Source organism: Staphylococcus sp. mip270_02 (assembly GCF_054031535.1).
Genome location: NZ_CM132934.1, coordinates 1,391,494 through 1,414,640, shown reverse-complemented (window position 1 = coordinate 1,414,640; position 23,147 = coordinate 1,391,494). Strand labels below are relative to the sequence as shown.

At 32.1% G+C, this 23,147-nt stretch carries 25 protein-coding genes; 7 read left to right on the top strand and 18 right to left on the bottom strand.

Annotation, left to right across the window (positions count from 1 at the left end):
• Positions 1-148: 148 nt before the first annotated feature.
• The 3 genes from sgtB to ACW5YJ_RS06495 form a co-directional block, all read right to left on the bottom strand.
• The gene (gene sgtB / locus ACW5YJ_RS06505; protein ID WP_017722812.1) at positions 149-958 is read right to left on the bottom strand and encodes a monofunctional peptidoglycan glycosyltransferase SgtB; all 810 of its coding nucleotides are present in this window, start codon (positions 956-958) and stop codon (positions 149-151) included.
• A gap of 300 nt (positions 959-1,258) precedes the next feature.
• The gene (locus ACW5YJ_RS06500) at positions 1,259-1,777 is read right to left on the bottom strand and encodes a type 1 glutamine amidotransferase domain-containing protein (protein WP_017722811.1); all 519 of its coding nucleotides are present in this window, start codon (positions 1,775-1,777) and stop codon (positions 1,259-1,261) included.
• Positions 1,778-1,863: 86 nt separating this feature from the next.
• Positions 1,864-2,046 carry an SE1561 family protein gene (locus ACW5YJ_RS06495; RefSeq protein WP_135092843.1) on the bottom strand — a complete coding sequence of 61 codons (183 nt, stop codon included), beginning with the start codon at positions 2,044-2,046 and terminating at the stop codon, positions 1,864-1,866.
• A gap of 259 nt (positions 2,047-2,305) precedes the next feature.
• Between ACW5YJ_RS06495 and yfkAB the strand changes: the two genes are divergently transcribed.
• Entirely contained in the window at positions 2,306-3,460 is a 1,155-nt protein-coding gene (gene yfkAB, locus ACW5YJ_RS06490; RefSeq protein WP_017722809.1) for a radical SAM/CxCxxxxC motif protein YfkAB, read from the top strand.
• A 151-nt stretch (positions 3,461-3,611) separates the two neighbouring features.
• Here the strand turns inward: yfkAB and ACW5YJ_RS06485 are convergent, their stop codons facing one another.
• From ACW5YJ_RS06485 to ACW5YJ_RS06475, 3 genes are all read right to left on the bottom strand, one after another.
• Positions 3,612-4,133 (bottom strand): acyl-CoA thioesterase, encoded by a 522-nt coding sequence (locus tag ACW5YJ_RS06485; protein WP_017723500.1) that lies wholly within the window; start codon positions 4,131-4,133, stop codon positions 3,612-3,614.
• Positions 4,134-4,225: 92 nt separating this feature from the next.
• On the bottom strand, positions 4,226-5,464 hold the full coding sequence (locus ACW5YJ_RS06480; RefSeq protein ID WP_017723499.1) for an aminopeptidase: 1,239 nt from the start codon (positions 5,462-5,464) through the stop codon (positions 4,226-4,228).
• 17 nt (positions 5,465-5,481) lie between these two features.
• Complete coding sequence (locus ACW5YJ_RS06475; protein WP_017723498.1) at positions 5,482-5,685, bottom strand: DUF1128 family protein; 204 nt, start codon at positions 5,683-5,685, stop codon at positions 5,482-5,484.
• 134 nt (positions 5,686-5,819) lie between these two features.
• Between ACW5YJ_RS06475 and ACW5YJ_RS06470 the strand changes: the two genes are divergently transcribed.
• The 3 genes from ACW5YJ_RS06470 to ACW5YJ_RS06460 all read left to right on the top strand — a co-directional run bounded on the left by ACW5YJ_RS06470 (position 5,820) and on the right by ACW5YJ_RS06460 (position 8,076).
• Positions 5,820-6,284 (top strand): low molecular weight protein-tyrosine-phosphatase, encoded by a 465-nt coding sequence (locus ACW5YJ_RS06470; RefSeq protein ID WP_017723497.1) that lies wholly within the window; start codon positions 5,820-5,822, stop codon positions 6,282-6,284.
• Between the two features lie 6 nt (positions 6,285-6,290).
• Positions 6,291-6,575, top strand: a complete 285-nt coding sequence (locus tag ACW5YJ_RS06465) for a hypothetical protein (RefSeq protein ID WP_017723496.1) — start codon at positions 6,291-6,293, stop codon at positions 6,573-6,575.
• A 355-nt stretch (positions 6,576-6,930) separates the two neighbouring features.
• Positions 6,931-8,076: a YihY/virulence factor BrkB family protein gene (locus tag ACW5YJ_RS06460; protein WP_017723495.1), complete on the top strand. Its 1,146-nt coding sequence runs from the start codon at positions 6,931-6,933 to the stop codon at positions 8,074-8,076.
• A gap of 269 nt (positions 8,077-8,345) precedes the next feature.
• Here the strand turns inward: ACW5YJ_RS06460 and vraR are convergent, their stop codons facing one another.
• The 5 genes from vraR to map form a co-directional block, all read right to left on the bottom strand.
• Positions 8,346-8,975 carry a response regulator transcription factor VraR gene (gene vraR / locus ACW5YJ_RS06455; protein WP_017723494.1) on the bottom strand — a complete coding sequence of 210 codons (630 nt, stop codon included), beginning with the start codon at positions 8,973-8,975 and terminating at the stop codon, positions 8,346-8,348.
• Entirely contained in the window at positions 8,965-10,008 is a 1,044-nt protein-coding gene (gene vraS, locus ACW5YJ_RS06450) for a sensor histidine kinase VraS (protein ID WP_017723493.1), read from the bottom strand. The genes vraR and vraS overlap by 11 nt, the downstream gene beginning before the upstream one ends.
• The gene (gene vraT, locus ACW5YJ_RS06445; protein ID WP_457338597.1) at positions 10,005-10,706 is read right to left on the bottom strand and encodes a cell wall-active antibiotics response protein VraT; all 702 of its coding nucleotides are present in this window, start codon (positions 10,704-10,706) and stop codon (positions 10,005-10,007) included. The genes vraS and vraT overlap by 4 nt, the downstream gene beginning before the upstream one ends.
• 16 nt (positions 10,707-10,722) lie before the next feature.
• Positions 10,723-11,109, bottom strand: a complete 387-nt coding sequence (locus tag ACW5YJ_RS06440) for a hypothetical protein (RefSeq protein WP_017723491.1) — start codon at positions 11,107-11,109, stop codon at positions 10,723-10,725.
• A gap of 104 nt (positions 11,110-11,213) precedes the next feature.
• Positions 11,214-11,966, bottom strand: a complete 753-nt coding sequence (gene map, locus ACW5YJ_RS06435; RefSeq protein WP_017723490.1) for a type I methionyl aminopeptidase — start codon at positions 11,964-11,966, stop codon at positions 11,214-11,216.
• Between the two features lie 176 nt (positions 11,967-12,142).
• On the opposite strand from map, the gene ACW5YJ_RS06430 reads away from it, so the two are divergent.
• Entirely contained in the window at positions 12,143-13,129 is a 987-nt protein-coding gene (locus tag ACW5YJ_RS06430) for an FUSC family protein (RefSeq protein ID WP_426432726.1), read from the top strand.
• Positions 13,130-13,321: 192 nt separating this feature from the next.
• On the opposite strand, the gene gatD is transcribed toward ACW5YJ_RS06430, so the two are convergent.
• Positions 13,322-14,044, bottom strand: coding sequence for a lipid II isoglutaminyl synthase subunit GatD (gene gatD / locus ACW5YJ_RS06425; RefSeq protein WP_017723488.1), 723 nt, complete (start codon positions 14,042-14,044; stop codon positions 13,322-13,324).
• Positions 14,041-15,360: a lipid II isoglutaminyl synthase subunit MurT gene (murT, locus tag ACW5YJ_RS06420; protein WP_017723487.1), complete on the bottom strand. Its 1,320-nt coding sequence runs from the start codon at positions 15,358-15,360 to the stop codon at positions 14,041-14,043. The genes gatD and murT overlap by 4 nt, the downstream gene beginning before the upstream one ends.
• A gap of 168 nt (positions 15,361-15,528) precedes the next feature.
• Here murT and ACW5YJ_RS06415 point away from each other — a divergent pair, with 168 nt between their 5' ends.
• Together ACW5YJ_RS06415 and ACW5YJ_RS06410 are read left to right on the top strand one after the other, a co-directional pair.
• Positions 15,529-16,032, top strand: coding sequence for a ferritin (locus ACW5YJ_RS06415; protein ID WP_017723486.1), 504 nt, complete (start codon positions 15,529-15,531; stop codon positions 16,030-16,032).
• A 296-nt stretch (positions 16,033-16,328) separates the two neighbouring features.
• A complete protein-coding gene (locus ACW5YJ_RS06410; protein WP_017723485.1) occupies positions 16,329-16,883 on the top strand; it encodes a 3'-5' exonuclease in 555 nt (184 codons plus the stop codon).
• Positions 16,884-16,931: 48 nt separating this feature from the next.
• Here the strand turns inward: ACW5YJ_RS06410 and dinB are convergent, their stop codons facing one another.
• From dinB to gatB, 5 genes are all read right to left on the bottom strand, one after another.
• Positions 16,932-18,002: a DNA polymerase IV gene (gene dinB / locus ACW5YJ_RS06405; RefSeq protein ID WP_457338596.1), complete on the bottom strand. Its 1,071-nt coding sequence runs from the start codon at positions 18,000-18,002 to the stop codon at positions 16,932-16,934.
• Positions 18,003-18,204: 202 nt separating this feature from the next.
• Entirely contained in the window at positions 18,205-18,756 is a 552-nt protein-coding gene (locus tag ACW5YJ_RS06400; RefSeq protein ID WP_107530768.1) for a DUF3267 domain-containing protein, read from the bottom strand.
• 212 nt (positions 18,757-18,968) lie between these two features.
• Entirely contained in the window at positions 18,969-20,330 is a 1,362-nt protein-coding gene (gene rlmD, locus ACW5YJ_RS06395; protein ID WP_171914579.1) for a 23S rRNA (uracil(1939)-C(5))-methyltransferase RlmD, read from the bottom strand.
• A 72-nt stretch (positions 20,331-20,402) separates the two neighbouring features.
• Entirely contained in the window at positions 20,403-21,320 is a 918-nt protein-coding gene (locus ACW5YJ_RS06390) for a diacylglycerol kinase (RefSeq protein WP_017723481.1), read from the bottom strand.
• Between the two features lie 391 nt (positions 21,321-21,711).
• On the bottom strand, positions 21,712-23,139 hold the full coding sequence (gatB, locus tag ACW5YJ_RS06385) for an Asp-tRNA(Asn)/Glu-tRNA(Gln) amidotransferase subunit GatB (protein ID WP_457338595.1): 1,428 nt from the start codon (positions 23,137-23,139) through the stop codon (positions 21,712-21,714).
• Positions 23,140-23,147 lie beyond the last annotated feature (8 nt).

The following is a 23,147-nucleotide window of genomic DNA, read 5'->3' as shown; positions in this document are numbered from 1 at the left end:
CGTAAAAAATTTTATGAATATATCATAAATTCAAACGAATATTAGTACGAACAACATAAAACAGTTTGCATATACTTTCTCCAAAATATAGAAAAGCAGCAATATGATATCCTTTTGGTACTAGTTATCATATTGCTGCTTTATTTAGTTAAACACCTAATTCTTGTATAGCATTTTCATATTGTTCATTTGTTATATAATCTTGTTGCTTCATTTTTTCCAAATCTGTTTTAACTCGATTAATAAAATTCCCTGACATATCATTTATGTCATACACACTTGGTGCATTAATTTTACTTGCTAAGATCGCGCTTTGTAAAACTGATATTTGTGGTAAATTAGGGTTGTTCTTATCTGTTGTTACCCCAAAATAATGATTCGCTGCAGATTCTACAGTATACTGATTGCTACCAAAATATATATTATTCATATAAAAACTTAACACTTCATTTTTATCATAATTTTTTTCTACTCTATGAGCGACAAATAATTCTTTGACTTTCCTAGTAAAAGACTGTTCATTATCGTAGTAATAATTTTTCACTACTTGTTGGGTGATGGTACTTCCACCTTGAACACTTTTATCGCTTAGTGTTGAAAAAAGTGCCCTTGAAGTTCCTTTGAAATCAAATCCATGATGCTTATAAAATCGTTCATCTTCCATAGCAATAAATGCGCCTTTTGTATAATCAGGCATATTTGAAGCAGAAACAAAGCTTTCTTTGTCTTCAATTGTTTTTAATTCATCAACATCTGCTCGTAAAGACAGAGCATACATTGCACCTATAAAAACCCCTATTATGAGAATAATTGGCATTAATAGTTTAAATAACAACCCGATGCCTTTTTTCTTTTTCTTTGGCTTACTAACAGGTTGTGAGTAAGTATTGTGGTGCGGTATATTCGAACCTTTTGCTTTATATTGTTTATTTTCTTTATATCGATCGCTTCTTTTCATGCGGTAGCTCCTTTATGTTGCTCTCATATCATTATAAGTGAGTTTATCAATAGTTTAAATGTTTATCTAGAGCTAATTGTAAAAATCAGTCCAAGGGTGTATGCCATACTCAACATGAAGTTTTACATTATAACTAAGCCACATAAAATAACTTACATTTCCATAAAAAAACTGGAAAAACAGAGACACTTACATATTATTTCATGATAAATTAAAAAATATCACTTATTAATATGCGTTATCATATGTTTTTCCAGTAATGGAAAATTAAACCACTATTTTATTTAATTAGTGTTACTCTTAGTCGTTAAGTTGATTCACAATCTCTCTATTAAAATCATCTAAATCATCTGGTGTACGACTTGTAACGATATTTTTATCTACCACTACAGATTCGTCGACAACTTGTGCTCCGGCATTAGCCAAATCTTTACGGACGTTTAATACTGCAGTTAGTGTACGACCATTTAAGTCATCAGTATCTATTAGAATTTGTGGTCCGTGGCAAATTGCAAAGGTTGGAACATCATTTTTAGTAAAGTATTTCGCAAATGTGCCATATCTACCTTCAGAATCTCCACGCAAGTGATCAGGTGAAAATCCACCAGGAATTAATAATCCATCATAATCTTCAGGATTAGCATCTGCAATACTCAAATCTACTGTAACTTTTTCACCGTGTTTACCGACTACTTCACTATTTGCTTCATCGCCAATTACAACTGTTTCATGTCCTGCTTCTTCAATTGCTTCTTTAGGACTTGTTAATTCGCTATCTTCAAATTCATTCGTTACTATGATCGCTACTTTTTTCGCCATGTATAATCACCTTTCTCTATTTAAGTTCTACATACTATATAGACTAAATAACTAGGATTTAAACATAGTTTCTTATTTTCATTTACTTATGCGTTGTTTGAGTCAGAAGTGCTTGAAACAGTTTTAACTTTTTCTTCTAGTTGATCGAGTAAGCCAATCCACTCATCAATATCTTCCACTTTGACTTCATCTGGATTAACATGGTCAATGTCATCGATAAATTTTTCTAATCTAGCCTTTATTTGATCAATCGTTTGATTTTCATCCATTTTTAAAAATGACTCCTTTTTTTATGATAGTTATATCCTAACATGGATTTGACAAATTTTGGTATAGTCTTAATAATATTAAATTGAATGTTTGATTTGTTTTATGTTTCCATACCTCAAAAAATCATACATACATTATTTTATAAATCACATTACTACTCACTAAATTCATTTATTTATTATGCTATGATGCAATTACTAAAATTCATTTATTTTCAATTATCCTAAGTACAAAGTTAATAAAAAGGAAGTTTAATTTATGCTAAATCTACACACTACTAAGTCAAAAAAACCAATTTCACTAAACAATGACCCTTGGGAAGCTTACAATGACATGCAAGAACACAAGCGTTTAACGTTAAGTAATATAGAGTTTACTACGACCAATTTATGTAATATGCGTTGTAGTCACTGTGCTGTTGGTTATACATTGCAAACAGCCGATCCTGATCCACTGCCTATGGACTTAATTTATCGTCGTTTGGATGAAATACCAGATCTTAAAACAATGTCAATTACCGGTGGAGAACCTATGTTTTCTAAGAAATCTATTAAAAATGTCGTTAAACCATTATTAAAATACGCTTATGACCGTGGTATTTACACGCAAATGAATTCAAATCTTACATTACCATTAGATCGCTATTTAGATATCGCTGAATATATAGATGTTATGCACATTTCCCACAATTGGGGTACCATCGATGAATTTACAGACGTTGGTTTCGGAGCCATGGATAAGCAACCGCCTTTAAAAGCAAAACTTAAATTATATGATCAGATGCTTACAAATTCTAGCACTCTTTCTGATCAAGGTATGTTTGTTTCAGCTGAAACTATGTTAAATCAAAGTACTGTACCATATCTTGAAAAGATTCATAAAGAAATCGTTAATGATATGAAATGTCAACGACATGAAATTCATCCGATGTATCCTGCAGATTTTGCGAGTCAATTGGATGTATTATCACTTAAAGACATGAAAGCAGCGATACATCATCTTTTAGATTTACGTGATCCAGACTTATGGATGCTATTTGGTACGCTACCAATTTATCCATGTATTAATGACGAAAATGACCAAGCGTTGCTTCAACGTTTGCGCGATACGCCAAATGTCACAATGCGCAATGACCCGGATGGTAGAAACAGATTAAATGTTAATGTGTTTACAGGTAATGTAATTGTCACAGATTTTGGAGACGAAAACGGCACTATTTCAAATATTAAAAATGATAAATTACCCGATGTATTTAACCATTGGTTAAACTCTTCACTCGCACAATCTCTCAATTGTCATTGTTCATCATTTAGTTGTCTTGGTCCTAATGTTCTTGTAAAAAACATGTATTATCCAAACACTGATTTTAAAGAAAAAGAAAAAGATATGCACTCATTACATACAATGCTTTAAATACTAATCATATGTATCGTAATTGTTTTAATTCAATTATAAAAATAGGACGAAACTCGAGTTATACTAATATGATAAAAAAAGCGGCTAGGACCATTAAAGGTCCTAGCCGCTTTTTTTATCATTATATTAGATTTCGTTGTGCCAATCACTATTTCATATTTTGAGCATTTGCTAAAAAAGCTATGGTTTCTTTACTTTCATTTCTACGTTCTTTTCTACGTTTCACTCGTGCAAGCGCCGTGTCATGAAACCACATTTCAGTTTGTGTCTCTGGATAAACTTGAGGTACTTCTTGTGGTTTACCATCCGCATCTAGTGCAACAAAAGTTAAGAAACTTAACGCTGCTAAATGACGCTCATTTCTTATAATATCTTCTATAATGATTTGTACACAAACCTCCATAGATGATTGTCCTGCATATGACACCATAGCTTCATAGGACACAATATCACCAGTCTTAATCGGTTTTAAAAAATCGACAGAATCTGTTGAAGCTGTTACTACTTGAGAATTACTATGTTTCGTTGCTGTTATTGCAGAAATTTCGTCCACATTTGCCATCAACATGCCTCCAAACATTGTATGCAAATGGTTTGTATCTTGCGGAAATACTTGTCGTTCCTTAATACTTCTTGATTCTGACATTGACTTACGCTTTACATTTCCCATAATATAATCCATTCCTTTGCTTTGAACTAATAAAAATCAGTGTTCTGAAATGACATCAAAACACTGTAAATTTATTTATTAACCGTTATATCTTATTTTGCCCAATTTCCCTGTTCAAACACTAGTTCTTTTTCACCATTTTGTGTAATACCATAAATAGTTAAATCACGACTACCAATCATAAAATCGACATGCACCAATGAGTCATTAAGTCCGTGTTCTATTTTTTCATCTGTTGTCATTTCTGTACCGCCTTCAATATTGAAAGCATATGCCGCACCTAAAGCAATATGACATGAAGCATTTTCATCAAATAATGTATTATAATAAATCGTATTTCTGTTTGAAATCGGTGAATCATCAGGTACAAGCGCTACTTCTCCTAAACGTTTTGCACCTTCATCAGTATTTAATAAGTCGCGTAATACTGACTCGCCTTTTTCAGCTTTAAAGTCAACTACAGCACCATCTTTAAATGTTAACGTGAAATTATCAATAATATTGCCATTATGACTTAAAGGCAATTTATTCGTAACATAGCCATTAACTTTCAATCGATGTGGTGCAGTGAAAACTTCTTCTGTAGGAATGTTAGCTACAAAAGCTTGTCCTTCACTTGTATAACTCGTAGCGTCTTCCCAAATATGCCCTTCAGGTAAACCAATCTCTAAATCTGTACCTTCTGACACATAATGAAAAGCTTTATAGTTTTTAAGTTGCAACCTTTTAGCATGTTGACTTAAATTGTCTACGTGTTTTTGCCAATTCGTAACTGGATCATTACCATCTACACGCACAATATCTAGCACTTCATCAATAAATTTACAGTATGCGTCTGTTTCAGATAGTTCTGGATAGACACGTTTTGCCCATGATTTAGATGGAAATGCTGCTACACACCAAGGAAATTGATTTTTTTGACTCGCTTCCATATATCCTTTATATGCCATTGAATATTCTCGTTGAAATGCGGATAATTTATCTCCATCTATACCACTTAATAAATCAGGATCTTTAGTAATTAACGCAAGATTCGCTGCACCTCTTTTAACATAATCCATGCGTTGTTCAACTTCGTATGATTTAACTTCATTTTTCTCAAAATGTTCTACTGTCTCATACTCAAATTTCAAGCGTGACAATCTATCATCACTATATTCGACTTTAACGTCAGAGGCACCGCGTTGATAAGCAGCTTCTACTATGTAATGTGTTAACTCCAATGCATCAACGCTCGAACGAATAAATACTGGTTGATCTTTTTGAACATTCATACCTACACCTACTAAAAGTTCGGCATATTGTTTAAGTTTATCTTGTAATTGAGTCATATGTACTCACTCCATTTCTATTGACGAATCTGACCAAGTGCCTCTGCAATAGCTGATGCTTCACTTGGCGTAAATGACGCCTTTGATGTAACATAATCGTAAATTTCACGAATTTCTTGCTCATTCGCTGTTTTAAACTTTTCTGGATCAATCACGCTTTGATTCACAAGATTTAAGCGTCCTCTTATTTCGTCTATCATTTGCTCATTATTATTTGCCAAATTATTCACCTCTTTTTTTCTCATTTTATCAAATTTAATTACCTTGTAAAACTTTTATCATAATTCCCCCTTTAGAAATGATTAAAAAAGCTTTAAAATGGGAATGAGGATTATATAAATTTGGAGGTACTCATATGACAACTGTAGCATTCGTGTGTCTAGGTAACATATGTCGCTCGCCTATGGCAGAAGCCATTATGCGACAAAAATTACTAGATAGAAACATTCAAGATATCAATGTATCCTCTAAAGGTACAGGGAAATGGAATTTAGGAGAACCTCCTCATGAAGGGACTCAAGCAATTCTAAACTCGCATAACATACCATTCAATGGTATGATTAGCGAATTGTTTCAGCCTAATGATGACTTTGACTATATCATTGCAATGGATCAAAGTAACGTAGATAACATTAAACAAATCAATCCAAACATTAAAGGTCAATTATACAAATTGTTAGACTTTAGTGATATGGACGAAACTGATGTGCCAGACCCTTATTATACAAATAATTTCGAAGGTGTTTATAAAATGGTACAATCATCTTGTGATAATTTAATTAATTTTATAATTAAAGATGCAAACTTAAGAGAGGGGTAAAATATAATGCAAAACAAATTAATTCCAGGAATATTAATAGGTGCCATCATCGGAGGTGCAGCAACATTAGCAGACAAATCAACAAGACAGTCTTTAAAGCAGTCTATTAAAGATAGAAAAGAAGGCAACCGTCCTCAAAAACCATCTGCACTTAATAATATAAAAGATGAAGTATTTTATTGGAAAGATGTTGTTGAAGAAATCAGACGCAATAATCCTGAATTGGAACGCTCAATAAAAGAAGCTAAAAACACATTTGTCGAACGTAAAAACAATCGTTTAAACAGCTAATGCAGTTTCTGAAATAAACATGAGGTATTACATTGTATGTTATTTATTATCATTAACAAACTAAAATTGCAAGTTTGTAATTCTATAGTAATTCCATACACAGTAATAATTGATATTTAAATACTAAGTATTAGTCATTTTATTTTTTTAGATATCAATCACTCTAACTCGGGGCGAAACATGAAATCAGATTAAAATTTTGATTTCTGTCTCGCTCCTTTTTATATTATTTTATAATTTACAATATTATCTAGAATTATTCATTTCATTTTTACAGTAAGAATATTGCAACACATATTTACCTTATTATCATTTTAAAGTATATTAAAAATATAAATACATAAGGAGTTTTGATATGTCTAAAAAAGAAAAAACTAATTCTAACTTTTTAAATTCTGCTAAAGAGATGGAAAAGAAGGACTCAAACGAAAATAATGGTGAACAGATTAAACGTGATCGTACATATATTACACCTGACGAATTCAAATCAAAATCACCCAAAAAGGACAATCAAGCGTTCTTTGTATCACGTATTAACAAACCAGCAAAATATACCAAAGATTCTAATTTTTTCTCTTATTTGGTATATAGAATAGGAAAAGATGACGCATCTGGTTTATCAGCCCAACTGTCTTATTACTTCATGTTATCCCTATTCCCTATGCTATTATTTTTACTATCAATAGTTCCTGTAGTTGGTGTAAAACAATCTACTATTAGAGATATGATTAAAGATCATGTGCCACCTACTTATGCTTCACAGGTAGCTGATATCATCGGCGATATCATGAGTAATGCTAGTGGTAGTATTTTATCTGTAGGTTTAATCTTAGCATTGTGGTCAGCATCTAATGGAATGACTGCATTAATGAATTCATTTAACGTTGCCTACGATGTTGAAGATAGTAGAAATTTTGTTGTTTCAAAATTATTTAGTGTTTTGTTTACATTAGCTATGATAATTGTTATGCCAGTAGCACTGGTATTACCGACATTCGGTCAACAAATTGGCGATTTATTATTCGGCCCACTCGGTCTAGGCGAACAAGTGAAATGGATATTTGACACGATACGTTATGTACTTCCAGTAATTGTAGTTTTGATTGCATTCATGGTCTTATATACCTTAGCACCAAATGTTAAAATTAAGTTAATGTCTGTCATACCTGGCGCTATCTTTGCAACTATCGTTTTCTTAGCTGGTTCATACTTATTTGGTATATATATATCTAATTTTTCCAATTATTCTAAAACGTACGGTAGTATCGCTGGTATTATTATATTGATGCTTTGGTTATATATCACTGGTTTTATTATCATTATAGGTGCTGAAATCAATGCCATTTTTCATCAAAGAAAAGTTGTTGTTGGTAAGACACCTGAAGAACAAACTTTTGAAGAAATCAAACAAAATCATACATCATCTGAACGACAAGAATCTAATTCAGAAGATGTAAATTTAGCTACTGATTCTAATAATAGCAAAGAAAATAATCAATAAATTTTAACAACAATATAATACCTTTAGTTATGGTAGCGAGATAAAAATCCAATTTATAAAAATTTTTCGTCGCTCTTATCCGCAAAAAATGACTAGCTTAATAGTTATAAAGTGATTACTTGAGCTGTAGTTTAGGCACAAGTCCTACTAACTTAATATACTAATTATGACTGACTTGGCTCATCTTTATATAAAAATAAAGGCTAAAACACAACGTATTAAATGATTACGTTTCTGTTTTAGCCTTTATTTATTAAATACTTTGTAACTTATTGAATTAAGTTGTGTTGAAAAGCGTAAATAACAGCTTGTGTTCTATCTTGTACTTCTAATTTACTCAAAATATTACTTACATGTGTTTTAACGGTTTTAATTGTAATATGTGAGGCGCTTGCTATTTCTTGGTTTGAGTAGCCTTTTGCAATTAATAATAAGATTTCCATCTCACGCTCTGTTAACATTTCATATAATTCTGCACGTTGTTTCATCCTATTTCTCATCTTAACTAAAACTTCTGCTTCAAAAACCGATTCATTATTATAGGTTTTTCTTATTGCTTCTGCAATATCACTAGCGCTCGTTGTTTTTAAAATGTAACTATCTACACCAGAATCAAGCGCACGGTATACTTCGTTATCTTCTATATAACTCGTAAGCATGACTACCTTCATATGAGGTAAATCTTTTTTAACTTGTTCAGTTGCTTCAACACCGTCCATATCATCCATTAGTAAATCCATTAATATTAAATCTGGATTCAATTGGTGTGCCTTTTCAATTGCTTCCTTTCCGGATTTCCCTTCTCCTACAACATCAATATCTGGTTGTGTTGATAAATAGCTAGATATTCCAATTCGGACCATTTCATGGTCATCCACAAATAAAACTTTAATCGGCATATGAATCCTCCTTATTTAATGGGGCTTTAACTTCAATTCTGGTACCTGCGTCAGGTAATGACACAATATGAAACGTTGCGCCAATCTCAAGTGCACGTTCACGCATATTTTTCAAGCCATAACTTTGTTCTACTTTATCATCTACATTAAAGCCTTTACCATTATCTTGTATTCTCAATAATAAATAATCATCTCTATTGAATAACTCTATAGTCACTTTAGTTCCTTTCGAATGCCTTAACGTATTCGATATAGCTTCTTGTGTGATTCTAAACAAATGATCTTCGATACCTTTAGGTACTTTAAATTCTTCTATATCATGTATAACTTTCATCGGTACTTTTTTCTGTAAATCTACAACCAAATCTTTAATACCTTCACCAAGTGATTTATCTTTCAAACCTAAAGGTCTTAAATGTAATAATAAAGCTCTCATCTCTAGCTGAGAATCTTGTATCATTTTTTCTAGTACTGGAATTTGTTGATCTAATGGTGCTTCTAATTTTGTTTCTTTTATCGCTGATAACATCATGCTAGCTGCGAACAACTGTTGACTCACCGAATCATGTAGTTCGCGTGCTAACCTTTGTCGTTCATCTTCAATAATCTTTTTCACTTTTACATCATTAATATTATATGATTCATTTGTTAAATTTTGCGTTTTCATCCTTAATTTATGTACTTCTTGATTTAAAGGGACTAACGTTTGATATAACTCAATGGTTTCGTTATACAATTCTATATTTTGATCATTTATACCTACAGTTTGCCCTTCTATTGACCTTTCTATTTGGTCTTTTAACCAATGGTTTTGCTGGTTTATTTTATAAGCTAATACAGAACCTACAATAATACAGAGTAAAATAACCATTAGATTTAAAAATAATAAGACGGGTATACCAAATATTTGCGTATAAAACATACCTTGAAAGTACATGATGTTAACAAATACTTTATCAATAAAAAATATGGCAAAAAATGTACTATAAACTAATATCAACATTGAACCTATTGCTCTAATATAGTGATTCATTTATAAATCACCTCAACATCACCTAAGAAGGACGAAACATAAATGTTCACAGCATAGTTATCCTCTTTAGTTTCCTCAATAATTTTGATATTATTGTTCTCGACTTTATAAGATGTCTCATTTACATAGGCATTGCCATATAGTGTCGTGAAATGCAAGATTATATTGTAGTTCAATGGGACGATAATTTGTACTTTCCCAATAATATGACGGATAACTAGAGTATTATTCTCTTTAATATTTGCTGCTTTCGACATATCGATATGGATGTCTCCAATACCATGTTGTACCTGTATGTCTTCCCATTTATATACATATACAGGCGTACGTTGTTCACCAAACCATTTTTGCTTTATAAAGTCTGGCGTATCGACCTCTTCTTCAGTAGCGGTTATTTTTAAAGGTCTAAATCTATATATAATGTATCTCACAATAAGTACTATTAAAAATACAAACAAGATTATAATCGTGTATTTATTAGACAGCAGCGTAAATGCAATCAACAATATCCCTATCCAAAACGAGAGTAACCCACGTACTTTATGAAAATAAATATAACCTACATAAACTAAAATACAACCAAGTAATAAAACAAGTAAAAAGCCAATTTTTTCAAAGAAAATATAGTAAAAATTGGCAATAATCATCAATGCTGTAAAAACAATAAGCATCTCTGTCGATATATATTTATGAGTCATGTTTCGCCACCTTTCTTCAAGCGACTAAACTAATGCGTTCGATTAAATCACACTCAGTTTCGATATTTGCTCTTTCAACTGCTTGTTGTGATAGATCGGATTCGATTCGAGCGTAGTCTGCTTCCATTTCATTTAAATCATTTTTTATTCTATCTATTTCGATATCCTCAATCTCTTGAGCACAATAAATGTAATCTTCATCTATCATATCAATATACTTATTTTCTAATGATAAAGTTAAATTATCAATTAATTTCTCTACATAAATTTTTCTTTCGATTAAGTAATTTATGTACATTTCAATACTTCTTAATTTTTTATCTAAATACTGTCTATATTCTACTAAACTAGTATAGAAAGTGTTTTTTGTCATTTTTTCTAAGTAAGTCTTAATATAATTCATAGAATCACCTCATGATTGATTAGCTTCTATTATAAAAATTATCCGGAACCTTTAATATAGGCTCCGGAACCATCTTATATTAGGACTTTAGACCGAAACACTATCTAATCTATTTTAGTAGTTAATAACGGTCCATCTTTTGTCACAATGACAGTATGTTCAATTTGAGCCACAAAACTTTTGTCTTTTGTTTCAAACGCCCATTCATTCTTCCCTTCAGTAACGTATGTTGCTTTTGTAGAAATAAATGGTTCTACTGCTATGACTGTACCTTCTTTTAGTAAAGTTTTATCTTTTGGTTCGTAATAGTTCATCACGTGATTTGGTGCTTCATGTAATGATTGTCCAACACCATGACCAGTTAAGTTTTTAATTACAGTAAGATTATTTTTACGTGCAGTCGCATGCACTGCTTTACCGATTTGGCTAAGCTTTGCACCGGGTTTAATTCTTGTCATCGCTGCTTCAAAAGCCTCTAGTGCTACGTCACAAACTTTTTGTTTCAATGGATTATCAGCTTCACCAACAACAAATGAAATTCCTGTATCCGCATAATAACCATTTTTTAAGGCTGACACATCGATGTTTACCAAATCACCTTCGTTTATTTTGCGCTTCCCAGGAATACCGTGAGCAACTTCTTCGTTTACACTGATACATGTTTGACCTGGAAAGTTTTCATCGTGAATAGGTGCTGAGATTGCACCATGTTCTTCAAATAATACTTTTGCTATATCATCTAACTCTTTAGTAGTTACGCCTGGTTTAGTGGCAGCTTGCATTTCATCTCTTATTAAAGCACATATGTAACCAATATCTTTTAAAGCTGTTAATTCTTCTTCTGTTTTTACGATCATATTATCCCGTTCCTTTATATATATTATATTCACCCTTATTATAGCAGAATTTTTTTGATATAATAAATTAGAAAATTTTAACATGTATAGTTTAACATTTTATGGAACGAATGACATGACTACTTTTAATATTTCATGTTGATTTGACTACTATGCACACCATTAGGAGTTTTTCTATGAATGACATTTGGTATAAAAAGATTATTGGTGCACGAACAATCAAAACAGGATTAGCTACATTTTTAACAGCATTTTTCTGCTTAGCTTTAGACTTAAACCCTATTTTTGCAATTTTAACAGCAATTGTTACGATTGAACCGACTGCTAAAGCTTCTCTAAAAAAAGGCTATCGAAGACTGCCAGCAACAATTATTGGTGCTTTATTTGCCGTAGTATTTACATTTATCTTCGGTGACCAATCACCTTTTGCCTATGCTTTTAGTGCAACATTTACAATTATTTTGTGTACAAAATTAAATTTACACGTAGGTACAACAGTGGCAACGCTGACAGCAATGGCTATGATTCCAGGCATTCACGATGCTTATTTCTTTAACTTCTTTTCCAGACTTTTAACGGCTATCATTGGCCTTGTAACTGCTGGCCTTGTAAACTTTATAATTTTACCGCCAAAGTATTATGAGCAATTAGAATCTTCAATTAATACTTCAGAACGTAAAATGTATGCTCTGTTTAATTTAAGGATGCGTCAACTCTTACTTGGTAAATTTACCAAAAACGCACCTTATCGCCAGTTAAATGCTTTAATTGACATTAATCAAAAAGTGGAAATGTTACTAGCTTACCAAAAAGATGAACTTAGTTACCATAAGCATAATGACTCCGATTGGTTACGATTAAAATCATTAACTACTCGATCACACACAAATAGATTATTTATAACTCATTTATCAAATTTAGTCTACTTACCAAAAGATACTAAAGTAACATTTACACATGAGGAAAAATTGGCTATCCTTTATATTGCACATAGTATAAATAACATCTATGCTACTGGACATTTTGAACGCCAACCACGCCATGCTTCATTGCTAAAGACATCAGTCAAAGGTTTAGATGAATTTGACGAAAACCAAATTAAAAGTCACATCATTTATGAAATTCTATTAATATATCGCATATTAGATCATCGTTTCGCTTAATAACATTATAATTACAATCTATATGCTTTCATTTTTTCAAATAATTATACATAAAAAAGAGTGGTACAGAAATTATTTAAGCCAAAAATAATTTCTGTACCACTCTTTTGCATCAACAGTAAATCATGCTATCGTATTAACATAAATTTTTAATACACTTTATTCAAAACATTTATCGTAAAGTCTTTAAATTTAATTATTTTTTTGTACACGCTCAACAATTACTCTTTTAGCAGCTTCTTCTTCTGTATTATCCACTTGCTTCGGCTCAAATTCTATACCTTTACGCTCACACGCTTTCTCTAATAAGTAATCTGTAATTTCATGGTTTTTTGGTAAAATTGGGCCATGTAAATACGTACCTAATAAATTTTTATAATGGATACCTTCTGCTGCTTCATCATCGTTATTACCATAACCATGTGTTACTTTGCCTAATGTACCATATGGATGATATGTGCGACCGCCGTGATTTTCAAAGCCAACAATTGTGCCAAAAGTCTCGCTTTGTATAACGATATCACCAGTAAGACGCTCTTTTTGTGATTCTGTATAAAAATCCAATATACCTAAGCCCGCAAGTTCTGTACCATCAGGAGTAATATATTTACTACCCAAAAATTGGTATCCTCCACAAATTGTTAGACCTGGCATTCCATCTTCTATCGCTTCTTTTAAAATTTCTTTAATTTTACTCAACTCTTTTGTTGCAAGGGCTTGTTCTCTATCACTTCCACCGCCAATAAAGAATATATCACACTCATCTAATGTAACACCTTCTGTTTCGTTAACATCTACAACATTCAATTTAATATTTCTTAATTTGGCACGTTGCTTTAGTGCTATAATGTTACCTATGTCACTATATAAATTTAATTTGTCTGGCATAAAATGATAAATAGTTAATTCATTCATTTCACTTTGACCTCCTCAAATGAGTGGTTTAATTGTTCTAGCATTGGTGCAAGTGAAGTGTAATTTGGAATGGCCACGGTGAAACTTCCTTTATAATCCATTGTTTTAGCTGTTGCTTTATATATATCCTTTTCCAAAATAATCGGTACGTTAACACCAGCAAGTTTCAATCGTAATTGCAATTCCTCAGCACGTGTACCTGTAACAATAATTGCTTCAATTTGTTGTCTAGTTAACTTTTCAAAGTCTGCATCATATATCCATGATGTATCCCTACCATCTGCTGCATTATCATTTAAACTCAACACATAAATTTTACTACCAGTTAATTGTTCTCCCACAGATAAACTTGCATTCATTCCAGCAGGATTTTTCGCAAGATTTATCATTGCTTCTTTACTATCTTTTTTAAAATACTGCATACGCCCATTGTCCGAAGTATAAGTTTCAAAACCTTGTCGTATACCTTCATCATCTAAGCCTAATTCTCTTAAAACTGTGTATGCTGCTATCGCATTATATGCATTAAAATCACCAGCTATTTTCATATTAAATGTAGTTGTTCCTACATCTAAATTAATAAATGGTGTAAGCGTAAATTGAGATACTTCGTATTTTGCATCTTCACGTTTAAATCCACATTCGCAATGGTAGTGCCCGATTTGATTATATTGTACATAATCATAATGTAATAATCGACCACAGTTTGGACAATAACGACTTTCATTCATTGTACTTTGCTCAAATTCATGTGCATGTGCTTTCATCCCATAATAAACAACTGTATCACTAGCTATTTTTAATCTACTAACAAATGGATCATCCGCATTCAATAGCAACTTAATTCCCTTATTATTGATTGCATTTGCTATGTTATTAACCATAATATCGATTTCACCAAAACGATCCATTTGATCTCGGAAGAAATTCGTAACAACCATCATTGTCGGTGTTACTTCATTAAGCACTCTTGGAATTGACCCTTCATCTATCTCAATAACTGCAATTTTTGTATCTTTGTTATTTTGCAAAATAAAGGCTGATGTTATACCTGCAGCCATATTTGCACCTTCATTATTATGTATGATTTCTATATCATTAGCTCTTAATGTATGACCGATTAAGTTCGAAGTTGTAGTCTTCCCATTTGTACCACTAATAAAGACAATCTCATCAACTTTAGAAGCTAATTTTCGTAATATATTTTTATCTATTCTTCTAGCAACTTGACCTGGCAAATCTGTGCCTTTTTTACCGGCAGCTCTACTCGCTTGCCTAGCCATTTTTGCTAATCGGGTTGCAGTCCAATGTCTCATATACTTCCTCCTCTACTATTCACTAGAATATTATAACATGATTATGTTGTATTCCAAACAATTCTAAATCTAAATTACCATTACATTTTTACTAATGTTATTGTGTATAATTTACTACTATGAATAGTTTTGATATACTTAAAAAAAAGCATTGGAGGCTTATTAATTATGTTAAATGAAGACTTATTATATGCGTTAAATGAACAAATGAATCATGAATTTTATGCAGCTCATGCATATATGGCTATGGCTGCTTTTTGTGATGATAATTCTTATGAAGGGTTTGCTAACTTCTATATTCAACAAGCTAAAGAAGAACGTTTCCATGGTAAAAAAATATACGACTACATTAATGATCGTGGCGGCCATGCACTATTTAGTTCAATCCCTGCTCCAAAAACAGAATTTTCAAGTATTTTAGAAACATTTAAAGATGGTTTAGCACAAGAACAAGACGTTACACGTAGGTTCTATAACTTATCTGATTTAGCCAATAAAGCTAAAGACTACGCAACAATTTCATTCTTAAATTGGTTCTTAGATGAACAAGTTGAAGAAGAAGCTATGTTTGAAACACATATCGATTATTTAAATCGTATTGGTGATGATAGTAATACACTCTATCTTTATGAAAAAGAATTAGCTGCACGTTCTTTCGACGAGGAAGCTTAAGTCTCATCTTACATTTAACCTACTTATAAGATATTTATGCTATCAAAATACCATAGCATAAATATCTTTTTTTACACTCCATGCCCTAATTTGGTAAATCATAAAAGGCGCAGATTACAAATCAAATTTTTGTTAAATTGATTTTTACTCCACTTCCTCTTTTTTATATTTTTCCACAATATAATATTCTTTAAACTAATTACAAAAACGACTTTGAATAGTTCTGTTAACTTGACTAGTTTGCTATATTTATATAAAGTCATTACATATTAATATTAAGAAAGGGACCATGTAACATGAATTCAGAAGCCTTTATTGCACTAGATTTTGAAACTGCAAATGGAAAACGTACGAGTATTTGTTCAGTTGGGATGGTTAAAGTTATCAATCATCAAATAACAGAAACATTTTATACACTCATTAATCCTAATGACTTCTTTTCAAAACAAAATATTGCGGTTCATGGTATTCATCCCGAGGAAGTTGCAGATGCTCCTACTTTTAAAACTGTGTACCCATACATGTTAAAATTTATAGGTGATTTACCTGTAGTAGCTCATAATGCAGCTTTTGATATGACTGTATTACATGAAAGTATTAAATCATTAGGGATTGAAACACCGTGCATGACTTATTTTTGTTCACTTCAATTATCACGAAGAACAATTCATCATCACCGTTATGGCTTAAACTATATGATGCAATATTACAATTTAGATTTCCATGGACATCACGATGCTCTAAACGACGCTAAAGCTTGTGCTATGATTACATTTAGACTTTTAAAACATTATGACAATTTACCCAGTATGCTTAGGGTATACGGTAAAGATCTTAGAGATAAGGACTAAACACTATTAAGACATATAAATTGTTAAAGCTATATAAATTAAACTCATTTAAATATAGTCATAAATTGTCATATTTTCGAATATCGCCTTTTCTAGGTTCCCTACGGTTACACCTATAAGTCTAATAGGTGTATCGGAATCTTTTAGCTCAGTGTATAAACTATATGCAACATTATATATATCGGTTTCGTTCCGTACAGGATCACGTAAGCTGCGTTGCTTTGATAATGTTTCAAATTTAAATGTCTTTATTTTAACGGTTACTGTTTTACCCGATTTATGCAATTTAGCTAACCTTTCTGCTGTTTTATTACTTAATTCCCAAACTTTTTGTAATATTTCATCATCATCGTTCATATCTGTAGCAAATGTTCGCTCTGTGCCGACAGATTTTCTAATCCTCGTTGATTTAACCGGATTATCGTCTATCCCTCTCGCCTTGTTATATAAGCCGTGACCCCTTTTACCAAACAATCTAATAAGCTCTCGCTCGCTTTGATTATATAAATCTTGCCCCGTATATATATGATGCTCATGCATTTTTTCTTTCGAAGCTTTACCTACCCCCGGAAAATCACCAATATCTAACTCCATCAATATTTTGTGTACATTATGATAATCAATTACAGTTAAGCCGTTTGGTTTGTTCATCCCACTAGCTAACTTTGCCAGAAATTTATTATAAGAGACACCTGCAGATGAAGTGAGTTGTGTCGCTTCAAAAATATCTCTTCGTATATATTGTGCAATATGAGAAGCAGGTAAATCCTGTCTGACAAGATGTGTAATATCTAGGTAGGCCTCATCCAATGAAAGTGGCTCAACTATATCAGTATAACTTTTAAATATATTCATGATCTGTTCTGACGCTTCCCTATAAGCTTCAAACCGAGGTCTCACATAATAACCATTTGGACAAAGTTTATGAGCCTGAGCGGTGGGCATTGCAGAATGGACGCCATATTTCCTTGCTTCATAAGACGCTGTAGAAACAACGCCTCTACCACTTGCTTTACCACCTACAATAACTGGTTTCCCCTTTAAATTAGGATTATCTCTCATTTCAACCTGCGCAAAAAAATAATCCATATCAATATGAATGATTCTTCTCTCTGACAATAACCTCACCTCCTCTTTTTACTATTTTTCAAATTTTACATTACTTATATCTTACAATTTACTATATTCTAATTCTTCAAATTTGCTCATAAAAAAAGAGTTAGTTCTAGCTATTAACATACATACTGAACGTATCGTCAATATGTATGTTAATAGCAGAAGCCTAACTCTCTAATTAAAAACAATTTATGTTAAATATATGCTATTTTGCTTCTGTTTGTAAGTCTTGAAGTGAAGCTTTAGTGTAAAATATAATACCATCTTCTGTGTCTTCAATCAATTGCACATTTTTATTAAAAGCACCTGATAGAAAGTACAAATCCAACACACAGTATCCTATGTGAAAACATGCTATAAATATAAGCGATGAATATGCAAAGAAAGAAAATAATACGAATAGCGCACTTGTAATGATGACTAATGGAGCTAACATGATGCTGATGTACTGCCATTTTTTGAAATAAACATTTGGCATATGTGTTGTCATTAAACCTAATCGAATACGATACGTAGGTTTATTACCCTTTGCAAACATTCGAAACATAATGTTGTGAATAAATTCATGTAAAAAGTATACAACTGCAAAACCTATTATGCCAAGCAACAAATTTAAAACAATATTCTGTTCAATAATATGTGTCATAGAATAAGCTAATTTATAAGATACTAAAATGCTAATCATCACAATTGTAAATTGAAATAAGATAAAGCCTTCAAGCGCCTTTTTGCTCGAAAATAAATCAATTTTGAACATCAGTCAACCCTCCATGTCATTCGTTATTACCTAGAGTATACAACGATTATCTCCACTAATAAAGGGCTTTTCAAGAAAGTTAGTTGCTTGTAATTAAATTTTAACAAACTTACTCGATTTGCAATAATCTGCAATACTCAGTAAACAACTAATTAATTAATTTCACAATTACTATATATAATAAAACATCCCATTCACTTAATGATTTAAATCTAAAGTCTCTCAAATTGTGCAACAGTCTCAACATGTGTTGTATGTGGAAACATATCTACGGGTGTTATTTGCGTTAATTTATAATGACGTGCTAGTAATTGAGCATCACGTTGTTGTGTCGATGGATTGCAGGAAATGTAGACGATCTTTTTGGGTTTTAATTCCAATAATGTTTCCAAAAATGTTTCGTCACACCCTTTGCGAGGTGGATCAACCATTACTATATCTGGTTTAATTCCTTCTGATTCCCATTTTAAGATAACATCTTCGGCCTTGCCACAGACAAAAGTAGTATTTTCAAATTGGTTTATAGTCGCATTTAACTGCGCGTCCTTAATCGCTTCAGGAACAACTTCAACTCCATAAACATGTTTCGCTTTTGGAGCCATGTATAATCCTATAGTACCAATACCGCAATACGTATCAAGTACAACTTCTTCACCTTGTAGTTCAGCATATTCTATAGCACGCTGATATAACTTTTCAGTTTGAATGGAGTTAATTTGATAAAATGATTGGTCATTTATTTTGAATGTAACATCAGATAATGTATCTTCAATCTCATCTTTTCCATATAAAGTATATGAATTGTCTCCCATAATTACATTAGAATGTGTTGTATTTATATTTTGTTTAATACTGACAATTTCTGGGAAGTCAGCCACTAATCTATCTGTTATGATGTCACTTTGTTTAAATTTTTTGCCATTTGTGACAAAGATAACCATTAATTCTCTCGAATGGTGTCCAGTTCTAATAACTACATGACGCATTAATCCTTGCTTCTGACGTTCATTATAAATACTCACATTAAGTTCATTAAACCATACTTTAACTTTATTTATAACGTCTTGATGTAAACTATCTTGTATTAAACATTCATCCATGTCGATTATGTCATGACTACGTTGACGATAAAATCCAGTTATTACTTCATGCTCATTATTTTTACCTACTGGAATTTGTGATTTATTTCTGTAATACCAAGGATTATCCATTCCAATTGTATCGTGTATAACTACGTCTTTAAACCCTGCTTTTCGTTGAAATAAATTTATCACTTGTTCTTTTTTCATATCTAATTGTGATTGATAAGTCATATGCTGTAACTGACAACCACCACATTTATAATAATAGACACAAGGTGGTTCTACACGCGACTCACTTTGCTCTTTAATAGTCATTAATTTACCTATTGCAAAATTTTTCTTCACTTTAATTACTTTAAATTCAATAATTTCATCAATTAATGCATTAGGAACAAAAACAGGATAACGATCGAATTTCACAACACCATGACCTTCGTGCGTTAAATCTACAACTTTACCCTCTACGACTTCATTTTTTTGAATTGTGTTCATTATTTCACCCCACATTAAAAGAGGTTAGGGAATATTTATAGACTGACCTAACCTCGTAGTTTATTCTATATTTTATTGTTCAACTATTTCTTCATTTTGTATATCACTTGGTGTAAACACTTCAATATGTTGTTTCAAATTCAAGAAATTACCTGGTAGTTTACCACCATATTCGCCATCTACATTAAGTTGCATATCAGTAAATGAGGAAATACTTATAGATTTCGCCTTCTTATAATGTACCTTTGGATGTTTCGTATGCTCACCTCTTGAAGCTAAAGTCATTATATGACCTAGTTCTGCAAGATTCGCCTTTTCAACGATAATCAAAGTAAAATAACCATCATCTAATTTTGCATCAGGTACTAATTTCTCAAAACCTGCCATTGAATTTGTCAAACCAAGTAAAAATAAAAGTGCTTCGCCTTGAAATAATTCGTCATCATATTCAATGCGGATATCTACTGCTTTCATCTGCGGTAACATTTCAAACCCTTTTATATAATATGCAAACGGTCCAACAATTGATTTTAATTTACTCGGTGTTTCATACGATACTTGAGTTAATTGTCCTCCTGCGGCTAAATTAATAAAATAGCGACTATTCATTTTCCCTATATCTACACGCGTAATGTGACCTTCAATGATAACATCAATCGCACTCATTATATCAGTAGGTAAATGTAACGCACGACCAAAATCATTAACAGTGCCCATTGGAATGATACCTAAACTCGGTCTATTGGCTTTTTCTGCTATACCATTGATAACTTCGTTTAAAGTGCCATCACCACCAGCGGCTATGAGTACATCGTAATTTTGTTCTAAACAACGTGTTGCTTCTGTTGTAGCATCTCCGACTTTTTCAGTTGCGTAAGCACTTGTTTCAAAACCTGCTTTTTCTAATTTAATTAAAACATCTGGTAAGGTGCGCTTAAAAAGTTCTTTTCCAGATGTTGGGTTATAAATGATTCTAGCTCGTTTTCTCATAATTTATCCCTCAACTTCGTATACTCATTAACTATATTAAATGATTTACATAGATGATAAAAGCATTTTACGTTAAATTTTAAAAGAAAATATATAACCATCCCTGGCAATGACTAGCATTGTTTGGATTATGAGCTTTACCTGAGCTTGCGTTCATGCATAAGTCCCACTAACTCTTAAAAGCGGAACACCTGAGTTTGTTCTCATGTGTAAGAGCCACTAACTTAACAAATAAAGAAGTGACTCTTTAGAGAAGTGCGACTTTAGCTATTTCAAATATAATGATTAAGGCTGAGACAATTAAATTGTCCCAGCCCACTAGTATTAGCAATAAAAGTTTCAGCACATATGATAATAATTTTGCAATTAATAAATATCTATGCGTGAACTATTATCTTTTATCTAATTCTTGTTTCAATAATTGATTGACTAGTTGTGGATTTGCTTGGCCTTTCGAAGCTTTCATAATTTGACCAACTAAGAAGCCCATCGCTTTACCCTTACCATTTTTATAGTCTTCAATTGATTGTTCATTATTATCTAATGCTTCATTTACAAACTTCAGAAGCGTTGCCTCATCCGAGATTTGAACTAAACCTTTATCTTCCATAATTTGCTTGGCATCCCCACCATTTTCGGCAAGTTCTGGGAATACTTTTTTAGCAATTTTACTACTCATTGTGCCGTCTTCGATTAATTTAATCATTCCAGCTAAGTTTTCAGGTGTAAGTTTAGTATCTAATAATTCAATTTGATTCTTATTTAAATACTCGTTCACCCCGCCCATTAACCAGTTAGATGTTAATTTGACGTCAGCACCTTGTGCTACAGCACCTTCGAAGAAATCTGACATTTCTTTAGTAAGCGTAAGTACATGTGCATCATAAGCTGGTAAACCAAATTTGTTAACATATTTTTCTTTTCTTTCATCTGGTAATTCTGGAATTGTTTGGCGAACACGCTCTTTCCACTCATCATCAACGTATAAAGGAACAATATCTGGTTCCGGGAAGTAACGATAGTCATCAGAACCTTCTTTAACACGCATTAATAATGTTTTACCATTAGATTCATCAAATCTACGTGTTTCTTGAAGAATTTCCCCACCATTTAACAACTCTTCTTCTTGGCGTTTTTCTTCATATTCTAGACCTTTACGAACATACGTAAATGAATTTAGGTTTTTAAGTTCTGCTTTTGTACCAAACTCTTCTTGACCATATGGACGTAAAGAAATATTAGCATCACAACGTAGTGAACCTTCTTCCATTTTACAATCAGAAACGCCTGTGTATTGAATAATAGAACGTAATTTTTCTAAGTACGCGTACGCTTCTTGTGGTGAACGAATGTCTGGTTCAGATACGATTTCAATTAATGGCGTACCTTGTCTATTTAAATCAACTAAAGAATAGCCATCTTTATGTGTTGATTTACCAGCGTCTTCTTCCATGTGTAAACGTGTGATACCAATACGTTTTGTCTCTCCATCAACCTCGATATCAATATAGCCATTTTCACCAATTGGTTGGTCGAACTGTGATATTTGATATGCTTTTGGATTATCTGGATAGAAATAGTTTTTACGGTCAAATTTTGATTCCGTAGCAATTTCCATATTTAATGCCATTGATGCTCTCATAGCCCAATCAACTGCACGTTTATTTACTACTGGCAAGACACCAGGATATGCAAGGTCAATTACATTTGTATTTGAGTTTGGTTTCGCTCCAAAATGCGCTGGTGATGATGAGAACATTTTAGAATCTGTTTTCAACTCAACATGGACTTCTAGCCCAATAACTGTTTCAAAATGCATGATTTCCA